The organism is Pseudoduganella sp. OTU4001 (assembly GCF_038440195.1).
Lineage (GTDB): Bacteria > Pseudomonadota > Gammaproteobacteria > Burkholderiales > Burkholderiaceae_D > Rugamonas.
This window is the reverse complement of record NZ_JASATG010000002.1, coordinates 116242-129238: the sequence shown is the minus strand read 5'-3', so window position 1 is coordinate 129238 and position 12997 is coordinate 116242. Positions and strand designations below refer to the sequence as shown.

The following is a 12997-nucleotide window of genomic DNA, read 5'->3' as shown; positions in this document are numbered from 1 at the left end:
GCAGGCTTTTTTACTTTCGTTCGTCGTATGCGCGCAATAAGCGCTGGGCGAATCCCTTGCAGCATTCCAGTGACTCCGGCACAGTCGCCGAATAGCCATTGTTCCTTGTTGAATCGACATGCTCTGATGATTGGGCCGCAACCGCGGCGCTAAAAATCAGAGAGACGATTAGAGGAAACAATGATGAGAGAAACCATCCTGTCGCGTTCCGTGCGGCTGATGTGTATGGCAGGTCTGGGCCTGGCCGCGCAACCGCTGCTGGCGCAAGACAATATCCAGCGCGTAGAGATCACCGGTTCCGCCATCAAGCGCGTCGCCATTGAAGGCGCGCTGCCGGTACAGGCTTTATCCAAAGCGCAGATCGAGCAGACCGGCGCCACCACCGTGGCCGACCTGGTCGCCACGCTGCCTTCGATGCAGGGCTTTGTGACGTCGGCCGCCTCGATCAATGGCGGTGGCGGCGGCGTGCAGACCGCCTCGGTGCACGCGATCGGCACCGGCTATACGCTGGTGTTGCTGAATGGCCGACGCATCGCGCCTTACAGCTCGGGCTCGGCGGTCAACCTGGCCTCGATCCCGCTGTCGGCGGTGGAGCGCGTCGAAATCCTGACCGACGGCGCTTCGGCGCTGTACGGCTCCGATGCGATTGCCGGCGTGGTCAACTTCATCCTGAAGAAAAACCAGACCGATGCCAACATCGAGTTGACCTACAACCGCCCAAGCAAGGGCAGCGCCGGCGCCACTTCCAACGTCGCCGTGTCGAAAGGCTTTGGCGATCTCGATAGCGACGGCTATAACGTTCTGCTGGCCTTCAGCCACGATACGCAGAAAGAGCTGAACGCCAGCGACCGCCGCTTCTCCGCGCCGGGCGGCGTGCATCCGTTCGAAGAGGCCGGCAAGAAGTACTCGCTGTACCAGACCTCGAGCAACTCGATCCCGGGCAATGTCACCGTGCGCAACCCGAACCCGCAGGCGATGTTCAATCCCAGCTTGCTGGCCACCGGTACCTGCGGTGCGCCCAATACCTTCAAGGTCGACAACAAATGCGTCTACAACTACGGCGCCGTGGTCGAACTGTTGCCGGAGCTGAAACGCGATGGCCTGTTCGCCTCCACCAATATCAGGCTGGGCGCCGACTGGACCTTCTTTGCCGAAGGCCTGTATTCGAAATTCACCAGCACCGCGCGCTATGCGTCGCCAGCGCAGCCGCTGTCGTTGAACATCAACTCCGCGCTGTACAAGGCGCACGTGGTGCCGGGCCTGGTCAAGCTGGGCATCGATCCGGCCTCGGTCAAGTCGGCCACGATGAGCCTGCGACTGGTCGATGCGGGCGGCCGCACCGACGACTGGAAGACCGATGCCAAGCACCTGGCCTTTGGTGTGCAGGGCACGCAATGGGGCTGGGACCTGAATGCGGCCTACACCCATTCGGAAAGCACGGCAGCCGACCACGCCGTGGCGGGCTACGTCAGCAGCGACAAGCTCGATGCGCTGATGGCGGCCGGCACCTACAACCCCTTCATCGTGCCGACCGCCGAAACGCGCGCCGCGCTGGCGGGCGCCGTGCTGCACCAGCAGCTGGATGAAACCCGCTCGAAGATCGATGTGCTGAACCTGCGCGGCTCGCGTGAGGTGTTCGGCGCGCCGGGCGGCGCCGCCATGCTGGCACTGGGCGGCGACTTCCTGCGCCAGAAATACGTGTACGACCCGAGCGCCATCACCATGGGCGCCAACAGCCTGCAGCCGAACTTCACCGACAGCCCGATCGGCGGCGTGCAGGGCGGCTTGCCGACCGATGCCTCGCGCAAGAACTGGGGCGCGTTTGCCGAGCTGGTAGTGCCGGTGATGAAAGGCCTGGAGTTGACCGGCGATGTGCGCTACGACAGCTACGATGCAGTGCGTGACCGCATGAACTTCGATTCCGCCGGTAACCTGGTGGCGCCTGCCGTCAAAGGCAATGAGGCCAGCAAGACCACCTACAAGCTGGCGGCGGCTTGGCGCCCATCGGACAGCCTGCTGGTGCGCGCATCCTACGGCACCGGCTTCAAGGCACCGGTGATGACCGACATCACCAATGCGCTGCAGGGCGGCGGCAATGCCAGCGCGCACCCGTGCCCGATCACGTCCGGTCCGCTGCTGCCGCTGTGCGCGGGCAATACGGAGTACAACCTGCTGTCCGGCGGTAATCCGTTTTCCGGCGCGGCAGGCCTGAGGCCGGAAACCTCGAAGCAATCGTCGATGGGCTTGCGCTTTGAGCCGAGCCGGAACTTGTCGCTGGGCCTGGATTTCTGGAACGTGGAGATCAAGGACCAGATCGCCAAGCTGCCGGAGAATGAGGTGTTCGGCAATCCGGCGCGCTATATGGGCTTGTTCGTGTCGTTCTACGATCCGATCCAGAAGCAGAATGTGCTGGCCGCCTCGCTGACCCCGTTCAACCTGTCCAAGTCGCATTACCAGGGCATCGACTGGGACCATACCTACCGCAGCAATGGCCTGACCTTCAACTGGACCGGTACCTATATGAAGCGCGCCGACATCCAGACGCTGCCGACCGACCCGGTGGAAAGCAGTGTAGGGCGCTTCGATTCGTACAACGCGGTAACCTTCCGCTGGATCAGCAAGCTGATGACGACCTGGAAGCAGTCCGACCGCCTGTCGCATGCGCTGACCGGGGTCTATAAGTCCGGCTACCAGGATATGCATGTGACGGCCGCGAACTTCGCGATCCGCGATGAAGCGGGCAACTTCGTCACCCTGGACCGCAAGGTGAGCGACTACCTGGTGTGGGACTGGCAGACCCGCTTCAAGTTCAATGCGAACCTGACCCTGACCGGCGGCATCAAGAACCTGTTCGACCGCGAGCCGCCGTTCTCGCAACGGATTACCGGCGGCGGCAACCAGATGGGCTTTGATGCGCGCTATGCCGATCCGCTGGGCCGGCAACTGTATCTTGTAGCGGGTTATAAATTCTGATGCTATGCTGACAATGGAATAAAAATTAACCCGGAGCACCCCGCCGATGAAACCGGCGGGGTGTTTTGCCTTGAGGAGATAGTTCCATGCATATTAAAACCATCTGCGCTGCCTTGGCGTTGCTGGGCGCTGTCAGCAACGCGGCGGCGGATGAACTGGCGTACAGTAAGCAGGGCTGTGTTATCCCGACCTTTCCCAAGGTGAGTACGAGCGAGAAGGAATTCCAGGCGGTCAAGGCCAGTTTGGCGGAATGGAGTGCGTGCTTTAACGGTTTTGCCGAACGCCTGGCGGCAGCCATGCCGGCTGGCAAGGCGATGTCCGCCGATGTGGAGCAAGCCTATAGCCGCATCGTGAGCGACGCTGAACAAGTCAAGCAGGAGGTCTTCGCCGCGCACGATGCCTGGCTGCTGCGCAGCGAGGCGCATGCCCAGACAATTCATCAAAAACAGCGCGAAGAACTGATCAGCCTGAACCCTCCCATGACCCGGCTGCCGCGTGGCAAGCAGGAGTCGGTTCAGGTCTCTCTCGGTAGCAACCGGCGCTAATCTTTTCCTTAAGGAGGTAGTCTCATGCAAATTAAAGTCCTATGCGCCGCCTTGGCATTGCTGGGTGCTGCCAGCGTTGCTTCAGCTGACGACCTGGCCGATGGCATCAAAGCCTGGGAGACCCAGGATTACGCCCGCGCCCACCAGTTGCTGGGCAAGCTGGCGCAAGCCGGCAATTCCGACGCCCAGGTACTGGTGGGGGAAATGTATGCGTTTGGCGAAGGCGTGGCGGAAGATCCGGCGCAGGCAGAACAGTGGTTGAACAAGGCCAAAGCCGCCGGCAACAAGGATGCGCCCAAGTCCCTGCTGGTGCTGCAGCAGCGCCAGTCGCGCAAGGCGGAAATCGAGTTTTACCGCACCGCCTACACCGGCGATGAGCTGGCCTATGGCAAGCACGGCTGTGCTGCCCCCCAGTTCCCCGAAGTAGCGAAGGACCCGGAGGAAACCAAGGCGGTCCAGGCCAAAATGGCGGAATGGAGCGAGTGCTTCAAGCGTTTCGGACAAGGCCTGGCGGCGGCACTGCCGGCTGGCAAGCTGATCCCGGCGACCCTGGTTCCCCTGATGAACCAAGCCGAACTGAAGCAAGCGCGCGCCACGATGGACAAGGCCTACGCCAAGATGATTGGCGAGGGCGAGCAAACCAAACAGCAGGTGATTGCCGCGCACAATGCCTGGGTCGAGCGTACCGAAGCCTGGGCCAAGCTGGTGACGCAAAAAAGCCAGGAGGATGTGGCGAAGAATATGCGCGCGAACGAAAAAGCGGCTGAGCGTGTACGTTCGGCAGCACGCACGCCTACCGGCGGCTCCGGTCCAACCCGGCGCTGATTACGCGCCGGTCAGATGCCGCCCCAGGCGGCGGACAGGATTGAGACTGCCGCCAGGGCGGCGGTCTCGGTGCGCAGCACGCGCGGGCCGATGGAAAGGGGCAGGGCGCCATGCTTCAGGGCCTCCGCCTCTTCCTCGTCCGAGAAGCCGCCTTCCGGGCCGACCATGATGGTCAGCGCCTGGGCCGGCTGGTGGCGTGCCCAATCCGCCAGCGACTCCGAGGCGCGCGGGGTCAGGATCACGCGCTTATGCAGGTCCTGCTGGCCGATCCACTCCTTGAACTCCTGCGGCGGCGCCACGGCAGCCAGCCGGTTGCGGCCGCACTGCTCGGAAGCCGACACCACGATGCCGCTCCAGTGCTCGAGCTTCTTTTCGGCGCGTTCGGCCGACAGCCGCACCACGCAGCGCCGCGCAGCCAGCGGCTGGATTGCCGCCACGCCCAGTTCCACCGCCTTTTCGATGATCCAGTCCATTTTCGAGCCCTCCGGCAGGGCCTGGGCCAGGGTCACGGCAAACGGCAGTTCGACATCGCGCGAGGCGAACAGTTTCAGCTCCGCCCAAGCCTTTTTCTTTTGCACATCTGTCAACACTGCCGTATACTCACCGCCATCGCCGTTGAACAGGGTCAGCGTGTCGCCCGGTTCCATGCGCACCACGTTGATATGGTGCGCCACATCGCCCGGCAGCTCCAGCTGCTGGCCGGTGGCAAGGGGTTGAGGCACGTAAAAACGGGGCATAAAACGCTCAGGAAAGGTTGAAATGCACCAATTTTAAGCGTTGGTGTCACGCTCTGGTAAAATATCGGGTTCCAAAAGCGGCGCCTGCCGCAGTGCACCAAATACTCAACCTTCCTCGATACACGATGAAAACTTCGCTCCCCTTCACCAAAATGGCCAACGCAATCCGTGCGCTGGCAATGGACGCTGTACAGAAGGCCAATTCCGGCCACCCAGGCATGCCAATGGGCATGGCTGAGATCGCTGTAGCACTGTGGAGCGGTCATCACCGCCACAACCCGACCAACCCAGCCTGGGTCAACCGCGACCGCTTCCTGCTGTCCAACGGCCACGGCTCGATGCTGCACTACGCGCTGCTGCACCTGTCGGGTTACGACGTATCGATGGACGACCTGAAGGCCTTCCGCCAGCTGCACTCCAAGACCCCGGGCCACCCGGAAGTGGGCTACACCCCAGGCGTGGAAACCACCACCGGCCCGCTGGGCCAGGGTATCGCCAACGCGGTCGGCATGGCGCTGGCTGAATGGCTGCTGGCTTCCGAATTCAACAAGCCTGGCTTCGACGTGGTCGACCACTACACCTACGCCTTCCTGGGCGACGGCTGCCTGATGGAAGGCATCTCGCACGAAGTGTGCTCGCTGGCCGGTACCCTGGGCCTGAAGAAGCTGATCGCCCTGTACGACGACAACGGCATCTCCATCGACGGCAAGGTCGAAGGCTGGTTCACCGACGACACCCCTAAGCGTTTCGAATCCTACGGCTGGAACGTGATCAAGAACGTGGACGGCCACGATGTTGCCGCCGTTTCCGCAGCGATCGAAGCGGCCAAGAAATCCGACAAGCCAACCCTGGTGTGCTGCAAGACCATCATCGGCAAGGGCTCGCCGAACCTGCAGGGCGGCGACAAGGTGCACGGTGCACCGCTGGGCGAGAAAGAGATCGCCGCAGTGCGCGAGTACATCTCCTGGGGCGCCGAGCCGTTCGACGTGCCGCACGACGTGGTTGAAGCCTGGAACTTCAAGGCCGAAGGCGAGAAGTTCGAAGGCCAGTGGAACGCCATGTTCGCGGAATACACCGCCAAGTACCCGGCCGAAGCTGCTGAACTGACCCGCCGCATGAAGGGCGAACTGCCAGGCAACTTCCAGGCAACCCTGGACGCCGCCATCGCCGCCTGCGTCGAAAAGAAAGAAACCATCGCCACCCGCAAGGCATCGCAGAACGCGATCCAGGCCCTGGCGCCAGTGCTGCCGGAATTCCTGGGCGGCTCGGCCGACCTGACCGGCTCCAACCTGACCAACTGGAAGGAATGCGTCGCTGTGCGTTCCGGCGTGCCAGGCAACCACATCAACTACGGCGTGCGTGAATTCGGCATGGCCGCGATCATGAACGGCGTTGCCCTGCACGGCGGCTACATCCCGTTCGGCGCCACCTTCCTGACCTTCGCCGACTACAGCCGCAACGCACTGCGCATGGCTGCGCTGATGAAGCAGCGTTCCCTGTTCGTGTTCACCCACGACTCGATCGGCCTGGGCGAAGACGGCCCGACCCACCAGTCGGTGGAGCACGTGTCCTCGCTGCGCCTGATCCCTAACCTGGACAACTGGCGTCCAGCCGACACCGTCGAATCCATGGTTGCATGGGGCGAATCGGTGAAGCGCGCCGACGGTCCTTCGACCCTGATCTTCTCGCGCCAGAACCTGCCGTTCATCGAGCGTTCTGCGGAAGCCATCGCCAACGTCGCCAAGGGCGGCTACGTGCTGTCCGACGAGCCAGGCGCCAAGGCCATCCTGATCGCCACCGGTTCCGAAGTGGAACTGGCCATGAAAGCCGCCGCCGAACTGAAGGCCGCCGGCACCCCGGTGCGCGTGGTGTCCATGCCATCGACCGACGTGTTCGACCGCCAGGACGCTGCCTACAAGGCATCCGTGCTGACCAAGGGCCTGCCGCGCGTGGCGATTGAAGCAGGCGTTACCGCTTTCTGGTACAAGTATGTTGGCCTGGAAGGCGCAGTGGTTGGTATCGACACCTTCGGCGAATCCGCACCGGCCGGCGTGCTGTTCAAGCACTTCGGCTTCACGGTCGAGAATGTCGTGGCGAAGGTCAAAGCAGTCATCTAATTTCTATCATCAGGAGTAAAGAGCATGACGATCAAAGTAGCAATCAACGGTTATGGCCGCATCGGCCGCAATGTGCTGCGCGCTTTCTACGAAGGCGGCAAAAAGCAGGACATCCAGATCGTGGCGATCAACGACCTGGGCAATGCTGAGTCCAACGCGCACCTGACCCGCTACGACACCGCCCACGGCAAGTTCCCTGGCACCGTCACGGTGGAAGGCGACAACATGATTGTGAACGGCGACAAGATCCGCGTATTCGCACAGCGCAACCCGGCAGAGATCCCATGGGGCGAGCTGGGCGTGGACGTGGTGCTGGAGTGCACCGGCTTCTTCACCACCAAGGAAAAAGCTTCGGCCCACCTGAAAGGCGGCGCCAAGAAGGTGATCATCTCCGCACCGGGCGGCAAGGACGTTGACGCGACCGTCGTGTACGGCGTGAACCACGGCGTGCTGAAGGCTTCGGACACCGTGATCTCGAACGCCTCCTGCACCACCAACTGCCTGGCCCCGCTGGTCAAGCCACTGCACGACGCCATCGGCCTGGAAACCGGCCTGATGACCACCGTGCACGCTTACACCAACGACCAGGTGCTGACCGACGTGATGCACGAAGACCTGCGCCGCGCCCGTTCCGCCACCCAGTCCATGATCCCGACCAAGACCGGCGCCGCTGCCGCGGTTGGCCTGGTGCTGCCAGAACTGAACGGCAAGCTGGACGGCTTCGCGATCCGCGTGCCGACCATCAACGTGTCGATCGTTGACCTGTCCTTCATCGCCAAGCGCGACACCACCGTGGACGAAGTTAACGCCCTGATGAAGGCCGCTGCTGAAGGCCCACTGAAAGGCGTGCTGACCTACAACACCGAGCCACTGGTGTCCGTGGACTTCAACCACAACCCGGCATCGTCGAACTTCGACGCCACCCTGACCAAAGTGTCGGGCCGCCTGGTGAAGGTTTCGTCCTGGTACGACAACGAGTGGGGCTTCAGCAACCGCATGCTGGACACCACCGTGGCGCTGATGAACGCCAAGTAATCCTGGCTTTATCGCCATCGAAAGCGCCCTGCGGGGCGCTTTTTTTTGGGTTAAATTCGGCGCCAGGTCTGAATTTTGCTCAAGCTGTAATGCAATCAGCCGGCAAGTCGGGCCAGGCGCTGTGCTTCCGCGCGCACGGCGTCGCGCAATTCTTCCGGGCCTTCGATGGTGAAGTCGAAGTTGAACGAGGCCAGCAGGCGGGCGAACCAGCTGTAGCTGGTGGTGGTGGTTTGCAGCCGCACGCCGCCGTCCGCTTCCTGCAGCGGGCCGATATAGCGGCCCACTTCGCGCGCGGCGCTGGCCAGGTCGGTGTGCAGCAGCACGCGTACCGGCAGCGGGCGCGGCAAGGTGGCCATGGCGTGCTGCAACTGGGCGGCGGCGTCGAAGCTGTCGGGTTTGTCGAATACATCGCCGGTTTCGGCCACCTCGGCGATGCGGTCCAGGCGGAACGAGCGGATCGCCAGCCGCAACCGGCACATGCCCACCACATACCAGCGCGTGTGGCTGAATACCAGGCCGTAGGGGTCGAACTCGCGCCGCATCGACTCGCCGTCCTGCGGAGTGTAGCGGAAGGTGACGCGGTGCTGGGTCTGGGCGGCCAGGGCCAGCGAGGTCAGTTCGCCGGTCAGGGCAGGGCGGGCGGCGCCGCTGTAGCTCCAGCGCTGCTCGGGCGTATCGAGTACGGCGGTTTCGCGCAGCGCCTGCACGCTGCCCTGCAGGGCGGGCGGCATCACGCGCTCCAGCTTGGCCTGGGCGCTGGCCACGGCCGGCGCGGTGTCGGCCAGGCGCAGCGAGCGCACCGCCATCAGGCCCAGCGCCACGGCCGAGGCTTCATCGTTGGTGAACATCAGCGGCGGCAGCTTGAAGCCTGGGACCAGCATATAGCCGCCATAGCGCCCGCGCTCGGCGGTGATCGGGATACCCAACTCTTCCAGCATGGCGATATAGCGCCGCAGGGTGCGGCGGTCGATGCCGAGGCGGTCCGACATTTCCGCCCCCGAAATCTGGCGCTGGCTTTGCAGCAGTTCGAGGATGGACAGGGCTTTGATGGCTGGTTTCGACATGATGCTGCTATTTTTGCACGGAAACAGGGCGGATATTGTCCTATATTGATCAGACAATGCCTCATCCCCAACAAGAAAAAGAGAGAGGCATATGGAAACCATCCTGTATCACGGCCCATCGAATGGCTGCGCGTTCGGCGTGATCGTCGCCCTGGAGTGGCTGTGCCGGCCGTATCGGCTGGTGCAGGTCGATTTGCCGGGTCTGCCGGTGCCGGTGCTGCAAAACGGCGGCAAGCTGCTGCGCGACTGCCGCGCCATCCTGCAGCATATCGGCCAGCAGCGCCGTTGCTTGCTAGGCTACCGCGACGGCACGGCGGAGGCGCGCAAGCTGGCGTCGCTGCTGGATTATTTGCACGAAGGGTTCGATGCGGGCACGGAACGCATGGCCATGACATGCGCTGCATTGGATGAGGCATTGAGCGGGCAGGAATGGCTGGATGGGTGCAAGCGTACCGTTGCCGATGCTTGCCTGGTGGCGGTGGTGCGCTGGGCGCAGCGCGAGTCGGGCCTGAACCTGGATGCCTACCCGGCATTGCAGCGGCACGTCAGCGAATTGCACGCCGATCCTGCCGTGTTCTTTGCCGACGCCATCGAAACCCGGCGCCCGGCCGTCAGCAGTGGCCGCTATCTCGGCAGCGCAAGCGTCGAGCAACTCCCCCTTGCCGCTTGAGCTCGTGTCCCACTTGGGGTGTGACCCCATGGTGGGACACGGGCTGGACAGTGCGGCTTATTCGGCTTATTGGAAGCGGTACTCGGCCGTGAGGCGGATGCGGCGGCCGGCGACGTCGTCCAGGTTTTGCGGGATGATGCCGCCGCCGTCGCGGTTGAAGGCTTTCAGGTCAAGCGGCGGGCGCTGGTCGAACAGGTTGCGGATGTTGAGCGCCAAGGTCAGGTTCTTGATGCCGGTGTAGCTGAGGTTGTAGTCCCAGCGTACTTCCGAGCCGACGCGGCACACGCCCGGTCCCCATTCGTTGGCTTCGCAGCCTTCCTTGGTGTACTCCTCGTCGAAGTAGTCGCCTTGCAGCTTTTGCGGGCTGAAATACACCAGGCGCAGGCTGTTGTTGAAGGCGCCGGTGGTCAGCGCCGCCATCAGGTTGGCGGTGAACTTGGAGTAGCCGTAGCGGCCGGCCAGGTTGTCGCCCCAGCTGCCGCCGTTGCGCGTCGGTGCGAAGTTGCGCAGGTCGAGCAGGTAGGTGGCGTTGCCGTTGATGTCGAGCCGTCCCACCGGTACGTTGAAGCGCGAGCCGAGGCCGACGTCGACACCGCTGGTGCGGGTCTTCGATACGTTCTCGAACATGCCGGAGGTGGACGACAGCGGTCCCACCGTCACGCCATACAGCGCGCGCTCGGCGGCGCTGAAGGTCTTGTCCTGCGCGAGCGGCAGGCGGTTGACGATGCCCGGTTGCAGCGAGTCTTCGGCCGACAGCAGTTCGGATGTGTTCTTCAGGCCGATTTCGTTCTTGCGCTCGATGTGGAAGTAGTCCATCGCAATCGAGGTGCCTTTGACCGGCTCCAGCACAAAGCCGATGGTGCCGCTGCGCGAAGTTTCCGGCTTCAGGTTGGGGTTGTTGCGCACGATGGAGGCGATGCCGCCGGCGCACTCATTGCCTTCCACGATATCGGCGCGCGCCAGCAGCACGGCTGCGTTCGGGTCGGTGGGTGGCAGGGCGTCGGCCTGGTTGCGCAAGTCGTTGGCCAGCGCCTGCGCCTGGTCGCAGCGTTTGGGGTCGGTCACGCCATTGTCGAAGGCGAATTTGCTGGACGGTGCGCTCTCGGTCAGGTTGGGGGCGCGGAAGCCGGACTCCAGCGTGGCGCGCAGCAGGAACGATTCGGCGGCCTGCCAGCGCGCGGCGACCTTGGGCGAGAACCTGCCGCTAAAGCCGGGGAACTTGTCGTAGCGCGCGGCGCCGACCAGTTCCAGCTTCTCCAGCGCGGGGACATTGACCTCGGCGAAGATCGACTCATTGGTGCGGCTGGCATTGGCGGCGGAGGCGCCGTTGCTGACGATATCGCCAGCCAGCAGGTTGGCCGTCGGCGAGATGCGGATCTTCTCGTGCCGCACGTCGCCGCCGATCGCCATCATCACCGGCCGCCCGGCCACGCTGGCCACCTGGCCGCTGGCCTTGAGGTCGATGAAGGTCTGGGTGATCTTGCCGTCGTAGCCGTTTTCCGGGAACAGCTTGTCGATCACGGCGGCACTGTTCATCTGCCCCAGCTTGTACTCGCGGTTGAAGAACAGCGGGTCGTCGATGTTGTAGTCGCCGATCACCTGCTTGAAGCCGCTGTCGCTGAAGAAGCCGCCGCGGCTGCGGTCCTTGGTCTTGCCGCCCATCACGCCGAGGGCCGCTTCCCATTCCCATTTATTGGCCAGCGTGCCTTTCAGGCCGGTCAGCGCGCGGTACTGGTCGCTGGTGGATTTGCGGTAGGACGGGTCGTCGGCAAAGCGGTAGCGCAGTTCCAGTTCTTCGCCGCTCTGGTTTAGCGGGTGGGTGGCCGGCAGGTAGCGGTAGACGAAAGTGCGCGACTGGCCGGTACTGGGGTCGCCCCACACCGCGTCGAAGCTGGTGGAGCCATAGGTGGCGAAGGCGCCGCCGTAGTCGGTGGTGGTGTGCGAATACAGCAGCTCGGCAAAGGCTTCCGTCGTGTCGCTGACCTTGAAGCGGCCCGAGATCAGGCTGTTGACGCGCTCGGCGCCCGGCGTGGCCTGGAAGCGGCTGAAGCGGTCGTACACGCACAGGCCGCCGGCATTCCGGGTGGTGCAGCCGGGCAGCGGGCCCTGGCCGAGCAGGTTGCCGGGAAAGCTGAAGGTGGAGGGCAGGCCGCGGTTGCCGAACATCAGGCCGCTGCCCGGCGCCACCGCGCCGAAGTATTCGCCGTAGGTGGGGTTGATGTCGTCCACCACTTCACGCCAGAACACGCCGTTGCGCTTGTAGTACTCGACGTTGGCCAGGATGTTGTAGCGGTCGGTATCCAGGTCGCCCATGCCGCCGGTCACGCTGACGGTGCCGTTGCGTATCATCTGCTGTTCGAGCGAGCGGGTGAAGCTGCCGCTGGCGGTCAGGCCGCGGTAGTCGGAGCGGGTGATCACGTTGATCACGCCGGCCACCGCGTCGGAGCCGTAGATCGAGGAGCCGCCATTGCGCAGGATTTCGACCCGCTCGACGGCGTCAAGCGGCAAGGTGTCGAGGTTGGTGAAGACTTCGTTATAGTCGGCCAGCGGGTAGGGCGCCACGCGCCGCGAGTTCAGCAGCACCAGCGTGGATTGCTTGCCGAGCGCGCGCAGCGACACCGAGGACGCGCCGCCGGCGAAGGAATTGCTGCCGCCCACGTCGGACAGGGCCGAGCGGTCGGACGAGGTCAGGGTGTCCATCAACTCCTTGACCGAGGTCACGCCCAGGCGCTTGATGTCCTGCTGCCGGATGATCTGCACCGGCGTGGAAGTTTCCGTATCGATTCGTGCAATATTGGACCCCGTGACGATCACTTTGGGGACCGGTTTGTCGGCCGCTTCCTGCGCCAGCAGGAGGGAAGAGACTGGCAGGGTCAACGCTACTGCGATGACGCTGCGTTTCGGCAGGATTCGCTTCACTATTGTTCTCCCATAGGTTTGACACGCATGGGACCGTGCGTCGGTGCACGGTCCTAGCTATCAATCTACGTGAGGACGTTTCAAGTTCAATAAGTTTGCGCGAAAAACAGCG

The 12997-nt window shown here is 63.5% G+C and carries 9 protein-coding genes; 6 read left to right on the top strand and 3 right to left on the bottom strand.

Features of this window, described 5'->3' with window-relative positions:
- Positions 1 to 180: 180 nt before the first annotated feature.
- From AAHE99_RS02580 to AAHE99_RS02570, 3 genes are all read left to right on the top strand, one after another.
- On the top strand, positions 181 to 2973 hold the full coding sequence (locus AAHE99_RS02580) for a TonB-dependent receptor (protein WP_342114107.1): 2793 nt from the start codon (positions 181 to 183) through the stop codon (positions 2971 to 2973).
- Positions 2974 to 3059: 86 nt separating this feature from the next.
- Positions 3060 to 3518, top strand: coding sequence for a hypothetical protein (locus tag AAHE99_RS02575; protein ID WP_342114106.1), 459 nt, complete (start codon positions 3060 to 3062; stop codon positions 3516 to 3518).
- A gap of 24 nt (positions 3519 to 3542) precedes the next feature.
- The gene (locus tag AAHE99_RS02570) at positions 3543 to 4343 is read left to right on the top strand and encodes a tetratricopeptide repeat protein (protein ID WP_342114105.1); all 801 of its coding nucleotides are present in this window, start codon (positions 3543 to 3545) and stop codon (positions 4341 to 4343) included.
- A gap of 11 nt (positions 4344 to 4354) precedes the next feature.
- Here the strand turns inward: AAHE99_RS02570 and AAHE99_RS02565 are convergent, their stop codons facing one another.
- Positions 4355 to 5080 (bottom strand): 16S rRNA (uracil(1498)-N(3))-methyltransferase, encoded by a 726-nt coding sequence (locus tag AAHE99_RS02565; RefSeq protein WP_342114104.1) that lies wholly within the window; start codon positions 5078 to 5080, stop codon positions 4355 to 4357.
- Between the two features lie 125 nt (positions 5081 to 5205).
- Between AAHE99_RS02565 and tkt the strand changes: the two genes are divergently transcribed.
- Both tkt and gap read left to right on the top strand, forming a co-directional pair.
- The gene (gene tkt / locus AAHE99_RS02560) at positions 5206 to 7197 is read left to right on the top strand and encodes a transketolase (protein WP_342114103.1); all 1992 of its coding nucleotides are present in this window, start codon (positions 5206 to 5208) and stop codon (positions 7195 to 7197) included.
- Positions 7198 to 7221: 24 nt separating this feature from the next.
- Entirely contained in the window at positions 7222 to 8232 is a 1011-nt protein-coding gene (gap, locus tag AAHE99_RS02555; RefSeq protein WP_342114102.1) for a type I glyceraldehyde-3-phosphate dehydrogenase, read from the top strand.
- Positions 8233 to 8327: 95 nt separating this feature from the next.
- Here the strand turns inward: gap and AAHE99_RS02550 are convergent, their stop codons facing one another.
- Positions 8328 to 9296, bottom strand: coding sequence for a helix-turn-helix transcriptional regulator (locus AAHE99_RS02550; protein WP_342114101.1), 969 nt, complete (start codon positions 9294 to 9296; stop codon positions 8328 to 8330).
- Positions 9297 to 9387: 91 nt separating this feature from the next.
- Between AAHE99_RS02550 and AAHE99_RS02545 the strand changes: the two genes are divergently transcribed.
- A complete protein-coding gene (locus AAHE99_RS02545) occupies positions 9388 to 9966 on the top strand; it encodes a glutathione S-transferase family protein (RefSeq protein ID WP_342114100.1) in 579 nt (192 codons plus the stop codon).
- 66 nt (positions 9967 to 10032) lie between these two features.
- Here AAHE99_RS02545 and AAHE99_RS02540 read toward each other — a convergent pair whose 3' ends face one another.
- A complete protein-coding gene (locus AAHE99_RS02540; protein WP_342114099.1) occupies positions 10033 to 12885 on the bottom strand; it encodes a TonB-dependent receptor plug domain-containing protein in 2853 nt (950 codons plus the stop codon).
- Positions 12886 to 12997 lie beyond the last annotated feature (112 nt).